This window comes from Methylobacterium sp. Gmos3, from assembly GCF_056430985.1.
In genome coordinates this window covers 1-17,251 of record NZ_JBWJYL010000016.1, presented here as the reverse complement: position 1 = coordinate 17,251, position 17,251 = coordinate 1, and the positions used below count along the sequence as shown (strand labels likewise).

The window sequence follows — 17,251 nt, the reverse complement described above, 5'->3', positions numbered from 1 at the left end:
CCGTTCGGGTTGAGGCAGTTCCAACCCTCCGCCTCATCCTGAGAGTCCGGCCGGAAAGGTCGCGTCCGCCTCCGTCATTGCGAGGAACGAAGCAATCCAGGGACGCGCCACGGTCGTAAGCGGCCCTCCCGCCCCTGGATTGCTTCGCTCACGCTCGCAAAGACGGTGAGGTGTGAGGCGCCGTCGCGACTTTTTCGGTCGGGCTCTGTGGTGAGTGGGTGGGGCCGCCTCAACGTGACCGGTCGCTGTTCTGGCCCCCCGGCTCGACCGTCCTCGTGGGCGCAGCGAAGACGAGGTGGTCGCTCGATCCGGCAGCCTTGAAAAACGCGACAGCCCCCCGTGACGCGCGTCACGGGGGGCTGTCGTCGTTCGATCAGGCAAAGTGGAAGTCGCCGGCGGAGAGGTTCTTCAGGAGGACGTTCTGCAGGGTGATCGAGTGATCGCCCCCGAGATCGATCACCACGCTGGTGCCCACCTGCGCGGCGTGGCTCTTCACCGCCGCGAAGCTGGAATACAAGCTGTGGTCGATCTGGATGTCATCGAGCCCGATCTTGAAGTCGGTGATGACGTCCTTGCCGCTGAAGCGGCCGAACACGAAGGTGTCGCGTCCACCGCCGCCCGTCATCGTGTCGTTGCCGCTCCCGCCGATCAGCACGTCGCTGGAATTGCCGCCGATCAGCACGTCGTTGCCGTTGCCGCCGTCGAGCACCATCGCGTCGTTGATGCCGAGCACCTTGCCGAGCACCGTCTTGCAGGTGGTGGCGCTCAGCACGTCGTTGCCGTCCGTGCCCTGCACGTAATTCTGCAGGCCCTGGGTGGCGATGGTGACGGTGAGGGTGTTCGTCGTGGTGCCGCCGTGCCCGTCGCTGGCCGTGTAGCTGAACGTGTCCTGGGGCACGAGGCAGCCATTCTTCAGCTGGTTGAGCACGCCGAAGAGATCCGACGTGTAGGAGTAGGAGCCGTCCGCGTTGAGGCTGAGCGTGCCGTAATCGCCGCGCAGCGTTCCCGCCTGCGAGGCGGAGACACACACCGTGCTGCATCCGTCGCTGACGGCGGTGACGACCAGGGTGTCGTGGAGATCGACGTCGCGGTCGTTGGCGAGGACACCGTGGGCCGCGTCGACCTTCAGCTTGCTGAGTTGGCCCACGCCGGCGATGTCGGCCATGGAGGTCGGGGCGTCGTTGGTGCCGATGACCGTCACGGTGACGTCCTGGCTGACCGTGCCGCCGTGGTGGTCGTCCACGAGCACCGTCGAAGTCAGCGTCAGGCGCTCGCCCTGGCCGAGGAAATCGAAGGCGCTGTCGGTGGTCTTGAAGGCCCAGTCGATCACGCCGTCATGAGTGTTCCCGGCCTCGGGCGTGATGGAGAAGGCAGATTTGGTCGCCGCGATCCGCCCCGCATCGAGGGTGCTCACCATGCCCTTGGCATCGGTATAGACCACCTTCTGGGCCGAGACGGTGGCGTCCGGCCGGTCGGTGAGGTCCACGTCCTGGAAGGCGACGGTGCCGGTGGCCGACTGGATCGCGCTGCTGCCGGTGATGCAGGCGCGCTCGGTGAGGAGGCCGCTGACGGAAGAATGGGCGAGGTCGATCACCGGCGCGTCGTTGGTGCCGGTGATGGTGATGTCGACCTGCTGGGTGGCGAAGCCGCCGTGCCCGTCATCGACGGTGACGGTGAAGCTTTCGACCTTGGTCTGACCCTTGGCGAGATATTCGACCTTGGCGTCGTCGACATTGTAGGTCCACGTCAGCGCGCCGCCGGTCCCGGTGCCGGTCGTGTCGGCGGACAGGACCGCCGTCAGCGTGCCGAGCGTCGCACCGACCGGCGAGGCCGAGACGCTGTGGACGTCGATGAGGTCGAGATCCGAGAAGGCGATGGTGCCGGTGTCGCTGAGCACGGCACCGGGGGAGACCTGCTCGGTCACCGCACCCGCGAGCTTGGCGAGCCCGATCACCACCGCGTCGTTCGTGCCCGTGATGGTGATGGTCACGTTCTGTGTCGTGATGCCGCCGTGGCCGTCATCGAGGGTGATGGCGAAGGTCTCGTGGGCCGTCTGGCCGGCGGCGAGCCGATCGAGCACGGCGTCGTCGGCGACGTAGTTCCACTTGACCTGGCCGGTGGCGCCATTGGTGCTGTCGGTGGCGAGCGTCGCCGTCAGGGAGCCCAGCACGCTCGGGTAATCGGACGCGCCGCGCGCCACGCTGACCACATGGCTCTGGGTCATGTCGCGGTCGGTGAAGCTGATCGTCCCGCCGAACGTCTCCACCCGGGTGGGGGAGGCATCCTCCACGACCGCGCCGACGACCTGGGAATGGTCGGGATCGATCACCGGAGCGGCGTTCAGGTCGTAGGACACGCCCTTGAGGGTGAACTCGGAATAGGGGTGGGTGGTGTTGTAGCTCCCGATGTACTGCGCCGGCAGGTTCGGCCGCAGGGTCGGCACGTCGAGGCTCGGCGACAGGTCGAGGCTCGCGATCAGCTTGCCGCCCGTCACGGAGGCATCGACCACATAGGTCACGTCGCCGCTCGTGGTGCTGACGGCGGTGACGGTCTGCACGGACGAGGTGCCATCGGTGAAGTGCAGGTTGACGAGAAGCTTCTCCGCCTGCGGCTTCACGTCGAACAGCGATTCCGCGACCAGCATGCCGAAGTTCAGCGTGACGCTGGTCTGCGGTACGTCGAAGGTCAGACTCAATCCTTCCGGCGAATCGTTGTACGCGTCGATCTCGTAGGTCCAGCGCTGAGCGTAGGTATCGCTGGGCGAAAGCACCGACAAACCCTGATACGGCGTCAGAACACCACCGGTCGATTGGATCGAAAGACCCTGTAGGCTCAGAGTTGTCTTGTCTTGAGACAGTGAATCGAGCCACACACTCGAGTCGACGAAGCTCGCATTGTAGTCACTCATCACGCCCCCTCCGAAGAATATTGAAAATAGCTGTACTTGAATTCAGCTAGAATATTTCGGATTGTTAATAAAGGGCTAACCATTGAATTTTCGCAACCTTAGCCGGTGCGAAATACTTAGAAGTCTGCATCGCGTAAGTAGTTGTAGACGGCAGTATGGTTACTGAAGGAAAGCCGGCGAAAACTCGGGCGCGGAGAGTGGTCGGCCGGGGGCAGCGGCCCGCCTCTTGCGGGTCAGGCCGGCGGCATCATCGGCGCGATGTCGTCTCACTGACCGGCGCCGGACAAACGGACGCATCGCGAGGTGGAACGGAAAATGGTGCGACGCCGTTTCGAGGGGTCTTTCGTGTGGCGCCGAGCGGTTGGCCAGCGCGCTGCCGCATGACGGACGGAGACAATCCGGCGCGCGCGATTGACGGCCAATATTCAAGCGCGTTTTGGGATTGGTTCGGTCCGGCCAGTACCTGAAGAATTCAGAGGCACCTCATCAAAACGATTAGAATATCTCTGTCACATCGACCCCGATCGTTCGGTATTGCAAATTTTGAAACACCACTTTTCCGCCTAAATTCGACAGTAACCGCAACGCGGTATTTAAATCACCGGCCGCGAATTCAATGGAGGCGCGATACCGCCTGCCATGGCCGCCACGACAAGCTTTGCAATTCTGATTGGTAAATCCCATCGATCGATGCGTTGTTTGAGAGGATGAACGCCATGCGGGCAATCTCGACGACCGGTCTGAGGCGTCCTGCGAAGTCTCCCGCCGGCGCGACGCCGATGTTGCAGTGGGTTGCGATCCAGGATCTCGTCGTCAACCCGTCCTATCAGCGCGCGATCTCGCCCAAGTCGCGGCGCAACATCGTCCGCATCGCCGAGAACTTCCGCTGGTCCTTCTTCGCGCCGGTCGTCGTCGCACCGGTCGAGGGCGGCCGATTCGCGATCATCGACGGCCAGCACCGCACCACCGCCGCCGCCCTGTGCGGCTTCGCGAGCGTGCCGTGCCAGGTCGTCGTGGCCGAGGAACGGGAACAGGCGGCCGCGTTCAAGGCGATCAACGCCAACACGACCCCGGTCTCGCCCGTCGCGCTCTTCGCCGCGGCCCTCGCGGCCGGCGAAGCCTGGGCGGTCGAACTGCACCACGTCTGCGCCTGCGCGGATGTCGAGCTGCTGCGCGTGCGCCCGAAGGGTGGGCGGCTGCAGCCGGGCCAGACCCTGGCGGTGTCGGCCCTGCGCAGCTGCCTGCGCCATTACGGGCGGGATACGCTGATCACCGCCCTGCAATGCATCACGCAGACGACGAACAATACTCCCGCCCTGCTGACGCGGGTCACCATCGAGGCGATCTGCAAGGCCCTCACCAAAGTGCCGGAATGGCGCGACAGCGGCCTGACGCTCCTCTCGGCCTTCGACGGGATCGACCTCGCGCGCCTGCACGGTGCCGTTCGCGCGGAGGCTTCAGGCAGAGCGGTCAGCGAGGCACTGAGCGAGGCGATCATCGCCGCACTTTGCACCGAACTCCTGCCCCTGGCGGCCGAGTGATTCCGCCCCGACCGCCCGCCATGGCATGGCGGGCGGACCGGCCTCAGTAGGCCCGCGTGGCGGCCACGGCGCTGGCGTTCCCGGTCAGACCCGAGAGAGCGGCGGTGAACCGCTGCAATGCGAGAGCCGGAGCCTCGCCCACGAACACCACATCCTGGCTGCGCATGCCGAATTCGCCCGCCAGGAAGAAGGCGTCGCCCCGGTCGAAGTTCGCGGCATAGATCGTCGGGATCACGTCGCCGCTATACCCGGAGACGTCCACGCCGAGCTGTTCCAGCACGCCGCGCGACTCCATCCGATACAGGAACACCGATTGCGGGTTGGCCCGGCTGGCATCGAGGCCGCCGGCCTTCGCCGCCGCCTCGATGAGGGTCATGTTGTCGTTCTCGAAGGTGAAGCGGCGGTTGTTGGTGCCGCCGATCGAGCCCGGCGGCGGCGTGGCCCCGAGCACGACGTAGAATTTCGGCTCCTTCGACAGCACGAGCGTGTCCCCGGGGGACAGATAGGGATTCTGTTCGGGAAGCTTCACCACCGAACTCAGCAGCGCCTGCGTCGTCCGGTCCCCGCGCTTGAGCGTCACGACGGTTTCGTAGGGTGCGCTGCGTCCGCCGCCGGCGCGGGCGATCGCGTCGAGGACGCGCAGGCCGCCCGGGTCGATCGTCACCCGCGTCGGCGTGTTCACGTCGCCCAGGACGGCGATGCTGCCCGAACGCTTCTCGCCGATGGAGACGACGACCTGCGGCTCCACCGCGCGCTGGCGCAGCTTTTCCGAGATCTCCTTGGACACCTGCTGAGCCGTGCGGCCCGCCGCCCGGATCTGGCCGGCATAGGGCACCGTGATCGTGCCGTTCGACTCGACCTGCTGAGACGGGATCGGGACGAAGTTTCCGGTGCGCGCGGCGCTCTCCGGGGGAATGAACAGGCCGCCCGCCGTCGCCTCGAAGATCGTGATGTTGATGATGTCGCCGACACCGATGAAACCCTGCCGGCTTCCCGGCCCGGCGCCGACATGGGCGAAGCGGGGGGTGATGTTGCGGGTGTAGGTGTTGGCGGCCTGGATCACGGCGGGGTTCAGGTCCAGCACCACGAAGCCCACCGCCTGCCCCGGCTGGACGAGCGTCGCCGTCGCCCCGTCGTGGATCGCGGTCGAGGTCGGCCCGTCGCTGGACACGTAGTTGCAGCCGCCCGCCACGAGAGTCAGCAGCATCGCGCCGATCCCCGCGAGACGGGAGAAGGGCCGCGCCGGCCGGCTTGTCGCCACACGCCGAAGTCGCATCGGACATGGGTCCGTGTGACGGCTCGCTCGGTTCAAACCCACATCCCCCAGCCTTCCGCTCGCGGCATTTTCGCTTATTCGGCCATGTATTGTCGCGCCGGACCCAGGGCGGATCCTCAAGATGCCACGCCAGATCAGAATCGATGACTGACTACTGCGCGGTACACGCCCTCGGGTGCCACTTACCGCCCCGCTTAAATGGCTCATTGCGCCGCGAGATGCAAATCATGCCAGCCGTACCTGTGTATGCCGGGCATGACTCGATGTGTTGGACCGCGTTCGATTCTTGCAACGCTCCAGTCAAAGCAAAGGGCCGGCCCTTGTCCGGGCCGGCCCTCAGCCGTCGCAGAGCCGGCGTCTCCCGTCTGGGTGGACGCCGGGCGCTTCTGGTTAGACGAACCAGAAGTTGTCGTGCGTGAGCGCCGCCGGGGCGATGCCCTTGAGGGTGATCGTGTCGTTCGGCGTGCCGAGGGTGATGACCGTATCGGCGCCCGCGGCGGTGATGGAGAGGTGAGCGAGGTCGGCGACGATGGACGAGGCGACCTTGATGACGTCGTGGTTCGCCCCGGCGCCGGCATGGAAGCCCTGGATCACATCGCGACCGGCCGGCTTGTCGAACAGGAAGATGTCGCCGCCCATGCCCTTGAACACGTCCGCCACGTCCTTCGTCGTGGTGAAGGTCTGATGGGCCTGGCTCGCCGTGACCGTGTGGGATCCGTCCTTCAGGGTCAGGTCGGTGAACTCGACATTGCCCGCCGAGTCGAAGGCCTGATGCTTGGTGACGAAGCTCTGGCCCGTGACGTTGAAGGTGAAGATATCACGGGTCTGGTCGGCGTAGCGGATGGTGTCCTGCATCAGCATGTTGTTGTCGTACGTCTTCAGTTCGGCGGCGATATTCCCGTTCGGCGCGTAGATGAAGTATTCCGACTTCAGGGCGTCGTTCGCATAGGTCTGCTGGATCACGTCCCCGCTGGCCTTCTGGATGGTGCGGGTCGCTTGAGCACCGGTGCTGGTGAAGGTGTCCGTGGTCCGATCACCGCTCACGCTGTCGAATTTCACCACGGTGTCGTGGGTGCCGTCCGCCCGGTCGCGCTCCATCGCCACGAGCATGCCGGACGCGTCGTAGGCGTCGTGCTCGGAATCGTAGGACTTGCCGACGATGTGGCTCAGATAGACGTCCTTGGTGCCGTCGGCATGGATGTGTGTCTCGTTGACGACGAGCCCGTTCTTGAAGGCGAACGAGTCGATCGACCCATCGGCGGACTTGATCAGCCGGCCCGTGAGCTGGCCGCCCGTCACGGTTTCGGCGGTGCTGGACGTGAAGGTCCCGGCGCTGTCGTAGTTGGACAGCGTCGTCGTGCTGCCGCTCGTGGTCGAGACCGCGAAGGAGTAGCCGCCGCTGATCGCGCCGAGCGCCGTCTTGGCGTTGATCATCATCGACTTCATCTCACCGAGGGAGCCGACGGTGAGGACGTGGGTGTCGGTCAGCACGATGCCGCCGAGGTCGGTCATCTTCGGCAGGGTCGCCATCTGCTTCACGATGTCGGCCGCGGTGCCGACGACGATGGTGACGCTGGCGCTGCTCGCCGAGCCGGCGGTCTTGGTCGTCAGCGTGTGGGTGCCGGCGCCGAGATTCGAGAGCGTGGCGCTGTAGGCGCCCGTGGCGGCATCCGCCGTCGTGGTGCCGATCAGGGTGGTGCCGTCGTAGAGTTCGACGAGGGCACCGGCGGTCGCCGTCCCGGTGATCCCGGCACCTGCGGCCAAGCCGACCCCGCCGACGATCTTGCCGAGGCCGAGGCTCGGAGCGCCGGTCGCGGCGATGACGTCGAGGGCCGGCGGCTTGTCGGTGTAGGCCCGGACGTAGTCGATGAGCATGTGCCCTTCCGACGGCGTCGAGGCGTTCGTGGCACCCGGCCAGGACCCCTTGTCGCCCACGGCGAGGTTCAGCAGCATGTACATCGGCTTGTGCATGTCGGCGGGCGTCGCCGCCCTCGCCACCGCCGCGCCGTCAACGTACCACGTGATGTAATCGGCCTGCCAATTCACGGCGTAGGTGTGAAAGGCGGTCGACGTGTCGGAGACGGTCACGGCGGCCGACGCGCCGCCCTTCTTGCCGGACTCCATGGTGTGCGTGCTGGCGTAGAGCGTGGTCGGGTCGTTGCCGAGCACTTCGAAGATGTCGAGCTCCGGGGGCCAGGTGTTGTCGGCGGGCAGCAGCCAGAAGGCGGGCCAGAAGCCCTGCCCCGACGGCAATTGAGCCTTCACCTCGAAGTAGCCGTAGAGCTGCGAGAACGACTTGTACGTCGTGATGATCCCGGAGGTCCACGACAGCCCCGAACCGGCGGGCGTCTCCACACCGGGGGTCGCATGGGCGGCCGTGATGTCGAGCACGCCGTCGTGGATGGAGAACGGATTCACGCCGACGGTGCTGTCGGAGTAAAACTCGGCCTCCTTGTTGGTCGGGAGGCTGCGGCCGTAAGGATAGCGGGTCTGCCACGTCGCGCCGACACCGTTCGCGGACCACGAGAACGTGTCGAAATCGTCCGAGAACGTCATCGCGAACTGACTCTTGTCAATCGGAAGACGGAAATTGTTGGCGTTGAAATCGGAGATGGCGTGGCCGCGGAGAGTGAGCGACTCGCCGCCGCCGAGATTGATCACCGTGTCCGCGCCGACTTGCGTCATCGCCGCCTTCACTTGGGCGAAGGTGGTCAGCGAGGTGTAGTCGTTCAGCTGGACGACATCGGTGGCAGCCTTGAAGCCGACGATGACGTCGGACCCCTCGCCCTTGGCGACGACGAACGTATCCTGGCCGCTGCCGGCCACGAGGACGTCGTTGCCTGCCCCGCCATTGAGGGTTTGCGCCCCGGTGCCGCCGCCGATGATAAGGTTGTCGCCGCGATTTCCGATGCCCGTGGCATTCACGCCGCTGATAACAAGGTTCTCGACATTGTCCGGCAGCGTATAGGCCGGCGCCGTCGAGTAGATGGTGTCGATACCCTGGTTGGCCTTTTCGACCACAACGTCCTTGGTGGTGTAGACGTAATAGGTGTCGTCGCCGTCGCCACCGGCCATCGTGCTGGCGCCACCCGTGCGCAGCGCATCGTTACCGGCGGTGCCAAGCAAAGAAGAATTAGCCTTAGCAACCCATCCCTTCGTGGTGGCCCCGCTCAGAGCCAAAAAAACTCCAGCGGAGTTATAGTAACCCTTGGTAACCATGGTCGTTCGAGCCCGCGCTGAACTAAACTATGGCCTGTTCTAGATTGGATTCATCTCCAAGCTGTGAGGAGAGATGATTAAATTTTGTTGGATTGTTTGACTTGGCAATTTTGCTTAAAAAATCTATCGCATTGAGCGTGTCGGACGCGCCAGGTCGACACAGCAAACGAACGTTGGCCCAGCGTTGCGGACCATCCCGCAGGTAGGATTCGCCGCAATGGGAGGACGCCCCCGGGTGAAGGCGCGAGGACGGTCTCTGAACAGTATACGGGCTGCGTTATCTGCCCCGCCGAGGAGCGGACTCTCGGCGACGCGAAGAATTATCCACACGAGGGCCGCCTAGATCGGCTTGGCAAGCGCAATCGGCCGCTAGATAACAAACCCATCCCGATTGCTGTACAGATTGCAATCTGAAGACGCTTTATATTGCAACATGCCGTGGCTGGTGCTTGCACGAATTTGCCACCCATGCTGTGTTCAGGTACGCCTACTTCTATCGTCGCAAGACTCAGCCGATTATTTCGACGATCATGGACGGTGCGCCGCCTCGGCTTACGCGCTCCGCATTCCGCACTGATGAGGGACATCGCGATGCCGAACGCATCCAAATTGCGACCGGTCGCCAAAAAGATCATCCGGTCGAGATTTGCCCTCAAGGATGCGGTCCACGATGTGATGTCTTGGAATGTCATGAAGGCATTCCGACAGAGCAAGGCCTATCAGGACGTTCCACGCCAGAATATTCTGATCGTGGGGGTCCAAAGCGACCGAGAGCCCGCTTCGCTCAAGCGCGTTTTCGGCGAGTTGAGCAGCCACCGCCATACTATTACAACCTCCGCCAAGACCGTGGAGGGCATGGGCAAGCTGAAGAACACCAACATCCTGCTGTCGCGAAACGACCTGGACGCCTACGACTGGGTCATCATGACGGATGACGACATCAAGGTCAGGTCAGGCTTCGTCGATGATTTTATCGCGGCGGCCTATATCTTCGATCTGTCGATTTGTTCTCCGACGCACAAGCGTCATTCGCATTTCAGCCACTGGATCACGGTTCGCAGGCCCGCGCATCTGGTGAGGGAGACGAATTTCGTCGAGGTCGGGCCGACGGTGGCGTTCCATCGCAGGACCTTCGATCATGTCTTTCCCCTTCCCGAGCTGAAATATGGCTGGGGATTGGATTCGTATTGGCCTGTCCTCGCGCGCGAGCACGGGTGGAAGATCGGCGTGGTCGATGCCGCACCCCTTCGGCACCTGAAGCCCATCGGCGCGACCTACAAGCTCAACGAAGCCTACGCCGAGATGGACGCGTACAAGACGAGCAAGGGCATTCCCGTCGGGCCCCACGAAACGATGACGCTTTCGGCGAAGGACCACCGTTCGCCCGAGATCGCGGAAGCCTAGGCATAAAGGGTCCGGCGCCCCATTCGGACCAAGGGGGCACCTTTCAAGGCAGCTTCCAGACGCTGACGCGCTGGATCATGTACCGGGCCGGGAAGGGCGTGGTGGAATCGGGCATACCGCCCCAGGCCCCGCCGATCGCGAGATTGACCAGCAGGTACATCGGGACCTGCTTCATGTCCGAGGGGGTCGGCGCGCGGAAAACTTCCCTCCGGTCGACGTACCAGACGATTTCCTCGTCCGTCCAAGCCGCCCCATAGGTGTGCCAGGCGGCATCCGGACCGCCGACGTCGAAGGGAAGCGTGACCTTCTTCTGCGCACCCGCCCCTTTCACCTTGGTATGCACCGTCGTCCAGACCTCGCGGGGCCGACCGAGGCCCTCGACGATGTCGAGCTCGCCATTCTCGGGCCAGATGCCGTGCAGCGGCATCAGCCAGAAGGCCGGCCAGAGCCCCTTGCCCACCGGCAGCTGGGCGCTCATCTCGAAATATCCGTAGAGCTGCGAGAACGAGAACTTCGTCGTGAGAAGACCGCCGAGATAGGGCCGGTCGAACAGCTTGGATTTCAGGTCCTCGGGCGTGCGGGTTCCGAGGATCGTGAGGGAAACGCCGGGATCGATCTTGAAGGGATCGAGCCCGAGCGGCGTGTCCAGCCGGCGTCCGTCGACGACGCCGGGAAATTGAGGATCGACGTAGAGGCTGGAACCACTGCCCGAACGCCAGCCGGCCAGTGTCGGGTTGCCGTGCCCCAGAACCGTGCGCCACCGCGTCGGCCGCGCCGGCTTCTTCGGCATCTCGGAGGCGTCGAGACTGGTCCAGCGTTCCTCGAACGTCGGCGCTCCGAACTGCGAGGGGTCGATCACCGACGGCAAGGGCGAAGCGTTTGCCGATGACACGGCGAGAAGCGCCAACAGGACCGATCGCAGGATGTTCATGGAGCCTCTCTCTGTGAAACGGTCGCGCGCGTCAGAAATTCCTGAAGCGTGCCTGCACGCTCCGCTTCGCCAGGGATACGGGGGCCATCATCGTCGCGACGATCCATGCCGCGACCTTGATGCGCCTCCGAAGGGGCTCGCTTCCGGTGGTGAAGAGACCCCGGACGGCATCCATGACGACCCTCACCCGGCTATCGCCGGCATAGGGATGGCTGTCCGGCTTCATCACGAGGGAGCCGACGCGCAGTTGCATCACGTACCAGCTTCGCCGAATGACATCGACCGAAGGCGCCTTCATGTGGTGAGCCGAACAGATCGTCGCGGCGCTCTTTTGCCGGTGGATCGCCCTGGCGACCTCCCGCCCGAAAATATGATCGCTCTTGATCAGGCTGCTGTCGTTCGCGCCATGCCGCCGATACAGGACCAATGGCTCCTTGATCGTGATCACGTCGCCGAAGACCGGAGCTAGCGGCAGGGTCGTCGAGTCGGTGAAGCTGTCGTGCCGCTCATCGAGGGGAAAGAACCGCTCCAGGAACGTCCGCGCATACACGTTGCCGGAACCGGGCGGGGTGGGATACTCGCTCGTCCGCTCGACCCAATCCCTGATCTCGTCCGGCGTGGGCACCTTGGACCACACCGGGAAGGGCTTGCCGATCCGCGCGCCGCTCTTGTCGATGCTGACCATCTGAACCTGGATCTTGCTCACCCCAGGCCGCCACGCCGAGGCAACGATGCGGGCGAAGCTAGGCACGACGAGATCGTCGGCATCGAGAAAGACGATGAGATCACCTTTGCTGCGTGCAAAGCCGGCGTTGTTGGCGGTCCTCTGCCCGCCGTTAGTCTTGAAGACGGCTTGGATCTTATCGCCGAAAGATTCGATGACGGCACGCGAACCGTCCGTCGACCCGTCATCGACGACAATGATCTCGATGTCGTCCCAATCCGAATTGAGCGCGCTTTCAATGGCCTCAGCGACATAGTCCGCGTAGTTATAGTTGGCTATGATGAACGAGACCGACGTCATATTTGCTCCGGCGGCTGAGGTATTGAGGCGTTCATAGGCCGCAGCACCCACAGTGGCAATACCGCAATGTTTAGACAAATTCATTGTGGGTTATTGATCATCTTGCTTCAGCGATTAATATGATGGGCGACCGTTCAGGGCCTTCCTGGGCCGCGGGTCGCAACGGATTGCCGACACGAACAGCTGCTGATGCCGCTGTATCTTGGGTACGGAGTGTCGCCGAATGCAGATTATATCCAAGTATCGAGCACTGTTTCTGCTATTTCTGGGCATCGTTTGCTTGAATGGCGCAATCGCCGCAGCCAGCGCAGAAGATAACGATGCCCTGCAAAAAAGATCCGCGAAGGCGGAGCGGAAACTGACCGATGCGAAATCCGCCAACCCGTTCCGAAGCGGTTGCGTGAATTACAGCTATGGCTGCGGCTACGGAACCATTCCCGGATACGGCTATGCGCCATCCTATGGCGAAGGGTCGAGCCGGCAAAAATAGAATTGGCCGGGATAGGCCGAGGGACGTCGCATCTCTGCATAGCGGCCGTGATTTCGTTCGCAGGCCGGCTTGCTATACTCATGTTGCACCGCACCCGGCAGAGGGGTGCGCTCGAGTCGCTCACGAGCCGCGGCAGCACCTCCGGCTGTGCCGGGTCCCCCCTCACGATATCACGCGCCCGGAGCTTCCCACGTGCGGCTTACCTATTTTCGCGGATCGGTCTCGAACTTCGGTGACGACATCAACGCGGTGCTCTGGCCCGCCCTGGCCCCGAACGTCTTCGAGGACAGCGGGACGACGGGCTTCGTCGGCATCGGCACGATCATCGGGCGGCCCTTCCCGGAGCTGCGCCGCCTCCATGTCTTCTCCAGCGGAGCCGGGAACGACTCGATCGAGCGGTGGGCGGGGCGCGAGGTCACCTATTGGTGCGTGCGTGGCCCGATCTCGGCCGCCTTCCTGGGCCTCGATCCCGACCGCGCCCTGAGCGACGGCGCCATCCTCGCGCCGCGGGTCCCCTCGCTCTTTCCCGCCGCGCGGACCGGCGGGAACGGTGTGCTGGTGATCCCGCATTGGCAAAGCCTCGAGGATCCGGGTTGGGACGAGGCCGTGCGCCTGGCCGGCTTCGGTCTGCTCGACCCCCGTGGCTCGCCCGAATCGGTCATCGCCCGCATCGCGGACGCCCGACTGGTGCTGACCGAGTCGCTTCATGGGGCGATCATGGCCGACACCTACGGCGTGCCATGGGCCGCCTTCGCGACGTCGGGCAACTTCCAGATCTCGAAATGGCTCGACTGGACACGCTCCGTGGGGCGCGACTTCCACGTGACAGTCCTTCCGCCGCCGAGCACGCCCGGTTATCTGCGCCATGGGCGCCCGATGGCTCCCCTCGGCACCCGCGTGTCCATGACCGACGACGAGGCGCTGGCCAGCATGCGCGGTCGCGCCGACACGGCCATGACCCATGCCAATCCCGTCTCGAAGCTGAAGGCCCGCCTGGTCTCCACCGGGCTGCTGAACGGGCTCTATCGCTTCTCACCGGCCCGGACGGCGGAAGCGCTCACGAAGCTCGCCGGCCAAGCCACCGAACCGAGCGCACCCGCCACGATCGAGCGCCTGCAATCCCGGATGCTGGAACGCCTCGACCAGTTCCGCCGCGACGCCTCTTAGACGGAAGGGACGAACCGCCCCGGTTCCGCCCGCGATGGGCCGCGCCGGGGCTCACCGACGCGGAAGGGCCGCCTTCAGCGCGACCGGATCGACCCGCGTGAGGAGGACCCGGCTGCGCCCCTCGCCGTCGAAACTGGCGAAGGCGAAGCGGCCCTGCCCGTCCCAGGCGTCGTAACCGGTGTGGACGTTCAGCGTCCCCAATCGCGGATCGAGATCGGCCAGGCTGCACAGGCGCAGCGACTGGCCGGTGGTCAGGTCGACCTCGTAGAGGTTGGCCGGTCCGGCATTGGGCGCGTAGCTGGTCGCGGCGGCGTAGGCCTTGGTCCCGTCCGGGCTGACCTGAAACATCCAGAGGAACGAACCCGGCCGCTCCATGGGCACCTGCCCGATGGAGGACCACCGTACCCGATCCCCGCTGTCGTCCTCGCTGAAACGATAAAGATGACCCCGGCTGTCCGCCGCGATGCAGATGTGACGCTCCTTGAAGCAGCGCCCGGTCTCGAGCGCGCGGGGCTCAACGAGAGGCATGTCGGGACGGGATGTCGCCGCTCCGTCTCGCTCGATCCGGTAGAGATGGCCGTAGATGGCCGGATCGTATCCCTTGCCCTCCCCCGCCGAGGTGTAGACGCGGCCCTTCGCATCGGTGAACATGAAGCGGTTCACGTAGAGGAAGGGCCTGTCATAGGCCCTCGGCCGGCCGAGCGGCACCGACGCTCCGGTCTCGGCATCGTAGCGGACGATCGCGCCCGTCGGCAGGACGGCACCGAACAGGGTCTTCCTGGCCGGGTCCGGCGCGAGCGTCACGAGGCTTCCATGCGGCAGGCCGGTGCCGCCCGGCTCGGCGGCGCTGAGATCCGAGAAGCGATCCGCGCTCGGATCGTAGGCATACCAGTGGAAGCCCCGGAGCTTTTCATAGCCCGCGTCGAGGTTCGACGCGTTCATGGTCGCGACGTAGACGCGGCCGTCCATGAAGGTGGGCCGGGTGTGAAACTTCTCGGCCGTCTCGCCCGATTGCCAGTTGTTCGCGGCCTCCGACGCGCTGCGGGCGTCGCCGACCAGCCGGAGCCGGTCGCTTCCCTCCGGCAGGCGATAGAGGGCCGCGTTGGTGCGGTGGTCCATGCCGGCGATGTAGAGGTCGCCGTTGGGCGCAGACCCCGTGGCGTGCCAGCTCTGCGAGGGCACGAGGCCGTTGGGCGTGGGCGGGAGTTCCCAAAGCTGCACGCCGGGCAGGCGTCCCTGCTGCGGCGCCGCGTCGCGAGGGGACTGCGCCCCTGCGGGTCCCCAGCACAAGCACAGCATGAGCCATGCCGGCACGGATCGCTTCCAGGCCATCGCAACTCCGTTCAGGGGGACAGAGGTCGGTGAACGCGGCTTACGCGGAGGCATCGCCGATGACGCTGCCGCGTTCGCTTCGGCGGAAGAACGACATGACCTCCTTGATCAGGCTCCGTTCCACGAGAACGAGGAGCGCCAGGTAGAGGACGATTCCGGCGAGCGGGCCTATCGCCATCCGGACCGGCGCGGACAGCGTGCCGGCGGCGGCGTGGTCGAGGAGCGCGACGCAGACGGCCATCGCGATGGCCGAGATCGCCGCCGGGCGGATGCTCCTCACGACCGTCCAGACGGAGAGCCCGGTGGTGCGGTGCAGAAGATAGACCCCGACCGGCAACAGGAGATACGCCCGCGCCACGCCCGCCCCCAGCATGGCGACCCAGCCGAACTGCGCCGCGTAGGCGATCACCACGAGCCCGAGGGCGATCTGAGCCATCGACCACAACAGCACCGCCCGCGCATGTCCCGTCGCTGTCAATGTCGAGATGAGCAGGACGTTGAACTGAAGCGGAAACACCGTGAGGCAGATGATCTTCACCGCGATGGCGGCCGGCATCCAGTCCGGCCCGAACACGATCATCACCAGCGGATCGGCGATCGCGGCCAGACCGAGGAAGGCCGGGAACATCGCGGCCGACGAGATGCGGCTGAACGTGACGAACGTCGACCGGATCGCCTGCGGGTTTCCGTTCGACCGCGCGAGGATCGGAAGTGCGATCTGGTTGAACGGCGTGAAGGTGATCTGGTTCAGGATATCGACGCAGCGGCCTCCGACGCGGATGAACGCGACGGCGCTCGGGCCGATGAGGAAGCCGGAGATCAGATCGGTCAGCCGCGTGCTCAACTGAACGAGGAGCTGCGACCCCATGATCTTCAGCCCGAAGGACAGCAGGGTCCTCATGGCCTGGGGACGGAACTCCACGCGGGGACGCCACGGGCACAGCACCCAGACCAGCACGGCCATGATCAGCGCGAAGGTGATGCGCTGGGAGACCAGCGCCCACACCCCCTGCCCCGTCGCGGCGAGACCGATCCCGATGATTCCGCTGATGAAGTTGGCGATCAGGCCCCGATAGGCCAGGGACTTGAACTGCAGGTCACGGGCCAGCATCGCGTTTTGGATGCTGCCGAGCGGCGTGATCAGGAAGATGATCGACAGGCCCCGGATGACCGGTGCCAGTTCCGGCTGGGCCATCAGGTCCGCCGTGGCGCCCGCGAGCGCGTTGGCGATGAGGAAGAACAGAAGCCCGCTCGACAATCCGATCCAGAAGGCGGTGCTGGCCTCTTCGTGCCCGGAATTTTGCCGCTGGATGATCGCCTCGGTCATCCCGCAGGCGGCGGCCACTTGCATCAGGTCGATGCAGATCGCCGCGAGCATGACGACACCGAAGTCGTGAATGCCCAGCAGGCGCGCCAGCATCGCGAAGATGATGAACGAGATGAACTGGTTTCCGACCGTCGACACCGTCGACCAGGAGAGCGCGTGCAGCACACCTCGGGCATGATCGTTCGCCATTCGGATGCGACACTCCTGAACCTTCGGCAGACCTGAGGGCGGCCCGATCCGCGACCGCAGTCCAACCGACGATGCGATCGATCCGAGGCGACAATGAACTTGCGCGACCGATCGAAGTTGAGGGCCGCCGAATCAGCACACTGCTCAAGATGGAAGGCAATCTGCACGCCATTCCAAATTTGGTTGCTCGTATGTACGAGATCGGCGGCAGAGTAGATTGACGTTCGTTAGCGAATTTGCGCGGGCTTGGCTAGTGCATCGATCCAGACGACGGCTTCAGCCGTGGCCGGAGAAATCGATGCGAAAACAAGACGCTAGCGCGTTTTCGGGGAAACCCGGCTCATGCCGCGCCTCCCGTCTTTGCGAGCGAAGCGAAGCAATCCAGGGATCCGCCACATCCGTTCAGGTCCCGCTGCCCTGGATTGCTTCGCTGTCGCTCGCAA

General features: G+C 64.6%; 11 protein-coding genes. 4 read left to right on the top strand and 7 right to left on the bottom strand.

The window, feature by feature from the left end; translation table 11 throughout:
* Window positions 1-373: 373 nt before the first annotated feature.
* Window positions 374-2,908 carry a VCBS domain-containing protein gene (locus ACS5Q7_RS23480; RefSeq protein WP_478341683.1) on the bottom strand — a complete coding sequence of 845 codons (2,535 nt, stop codon included), beginning with the start codon at window positions 2,906-2,908 and terminating at the stop codon, window positions 374-376.
* A gap of 779 nt (window positions 2,909-3,687) precedes the next feature.
* On the opposite strand from ACS5Q7_RS23480, the gene ACS5Q7_RS23475 reads away from it, so the two are divergent.
* Window positions 3,688-4,449 (top strand): ParB N-terminal domain-containing protein, encoded by a 762-nt coding sequence (locus tag ACS5Q7_RS23475; RefSeq protein WP_478341682.1) that lies wholly within the window; start codon window positions 3,688-3,690, stop codon window positions 4,447-4,449.
* Between the two features lie 43 nt (window positions 4,450-4,492).
* Here the strand turns inward: ACS5Q7_RS23475 and ACS5Q7_RS23470 are convergent, their stop codons facing one another.
* Both ACS5Q7_RS23470 and ACS5Q7_RS23465 read right to left on the bottom strand, forming a co-directional pair.
* Entirely contained in the window at window positions 4,493-5,656 is a 1,164-nt protein-coding gene (locus tag ACS5Q7_RS23470) for a polysaccharide biosynthesis/export family protein (protein WP_478341681.1), read from the bottom strand.
* Window positions 5,657-6,115: 459 nt separating this feature from the next.
* Window positions 6,116-8,800 (bottom strand): family 16 glycosylhydrolase, encoded by a 2,685-nt coding sequence (locus tag ACS5Q7_RS23465; protein WP_478341680.1) that lies wholly within the window; start codon window positions 8,798-8,800, stop codon window positions 6,116-6,118.
* Between the two features lie 735 nt (window positions 8,801-9,535).
* Here ACS5Q7_RS23465 and ACS5Q7_RS23460 point away from each other — a divergent pair.
* Complete coding sequence (locus ACS5Q7_RS23460; protein ID WP_478341679.1) at window positions 9,536-10,348, top strand: hypothetical protein; 813 nt, start codon at window positions 9,536-9,538, stop codon at window positions 10,346-10,348.
* Window positions 10,349-10,391: 43 nt separating this feature from the next.
* On the opposite strand, the gene ACS5Q7_RS23455 is transcribed toward ACS5Q7_RS23460, so the two are convergent.
* A complete protein-coding gene (locus ACS5Q7_RS23455) occupies window positions 10,392-11,255 on the bottom strand; it encodes a glycoside hydrolase family 16 protein (RefSeq protein WP_478341678.1) in 864 nt (287 codons plus the stop codon).
* Window positions 11,256-11,310: 55 nt separating this feature from the next.
* The gene (locus ACS5Q7_RS23450; RefSeq protein ID WP_478341677.1) at window positions 11,311-12,303 is read right to left on the bottom strand and encodes a glycosyltransferase family 2 protein; all 993 of its coding nucleotides are present in this window, start codon (window positions 12,301-12,303) and stop codon (window positions 11,311-11,313) included.
* Window positions 12,304-12,526: 223 nt separating this feature from the next.
* Here ACS5Q7_RS23450 and ACS5Q7_RS23445 point away from each other — a divergent pair, with 223 nt between their 5' ends.
* Complete coding sequence (locus tag ACS5Q7_RS23445) at window positions 12,527-12,793, top strand: hypothetical protein (RefSeq protein ID WP_478341676.1); 267 nt, start codon at window positions 12,527-12,529, stop codon at window positions 12,791-12,793.
* A 192-nt stretch (window positions 12,794-12,985) separates the two neighbouring features.
* Window positions 12,986-13,960 carry a polysaccharide pyruvyl transferase family protein gene (locus tag ACS5Q7_RS23440; RefSeq protein WP_478341675.1) on the top strand — a complete coding sequence of 325 codons (975 nt, stop codon included), beginning with the start codon at window positions 12,986-12,988 and terminating at the stop codon, window positions 13,958-13,960.
* A gap of 51 nt (window positions 13,961-14,011) precedes the next feature.
* On the opposite strand, the gene ACS5Q7_RS23435 is transcribed toward ACS5Q7_RS23440, so the two are convergent.
* Window positions 14,012-15,292: an SMP-30/gluconolactonase/LRE family protein gene (locus tag ACS5Q7_RS23435; protein WP_478341674.1), complete on the bottom strand. Its 1,281-nt coding sequence runs from the start codon at window positions 15,290-15,292 to the stop codon at window positions 14,012-14,014.
* A 40-nt stretch (window positions 15,293-15,332) separates the two neighbouring features.
* Window positions 15,333-16,808, bottom strand: a complete 1,476-nt coding sequence (locus ACS5Q7_RS23430) for a lipopolysaccharide biosynthesis protein (protein WP_478341673.1) — start codon at window positions 16,806-16,808, stop codon at window positions 15,333-15,335.
* Between the last annotated feature and the right edge of the window lie 443 nt (window positions 16,809-17,251).

Excerpts from the sequence above, each read along its gene's own strand:
- ACS5Q7_RS23460 (WP_478341679.1), top strand. The coding sequence starts at position 9,536 with ATGCCGAACGCATCCAAATTGCGACCGGTCGCCAAAAAGATCATCCGG.
- ACS5Q7_RS23435 (WP_478341674.1), bottom strand. The coding sequence starts at position 15,292 with ATGGCCTGGAAGCGATCCGTGCCGGCATGGCTCATGCTGTGCTTGTGC.
- ACS5Q7_RS23445 (WP_478341676.1), top strand. The coding sequence starts at position 12,527 with ATGCAGATTATATCCAAGTATCGAGCACTGTTTCTGCTATTTCTGGGC.
- ACS5Q7_RS23450 (WP_478341677.1), bottom strand. The coding sequence starts at position 12,303 with ATGACGTCGGTCTCGTTCATCATAGCCAACTATAACTACGCGGACTAT.
- ACS5Q7_RS23465 (WP_478341680.1), bottom strand. The coding sequence starts at position 8,800 with ATGGCCGGTGGCGACGGCGACGACACCTATTACGTCTACACCACCAAG.
- ACS5Q7_RS23430 (WP_478341673.1), bottom strand. The coding sequence starts at position 16,808 with ATGGCGAACGATCATGCCCGAGGTGTGCTGCACGCGCTCTCCTGGTCG.
- ACS5Q7_RS23470 (WP_478341681.1), bottom strand. The coding sequence starts at position 5,656 with ATGCTGCTGACTCTCGTGGCGGGCGGCTGCAACTACGTGTCCAGCGAC.
- ACS5Q7_RS23480 (WP_478341683.1), bottom strand. The coding sequence starts at position 2,908 with ATGAGTGACTACAATGCGAGCTTCGTCGACTCGAGTGTGTGGCTCGAT.
- ACS5Q7_RS23475 (WP_478341682.1), top strand. The coding sequence starts at position 3,688 with ATGTTGCAGTGGGTTGCGATCCAGGATCTCGTCGTCAACCCGTCCTAT.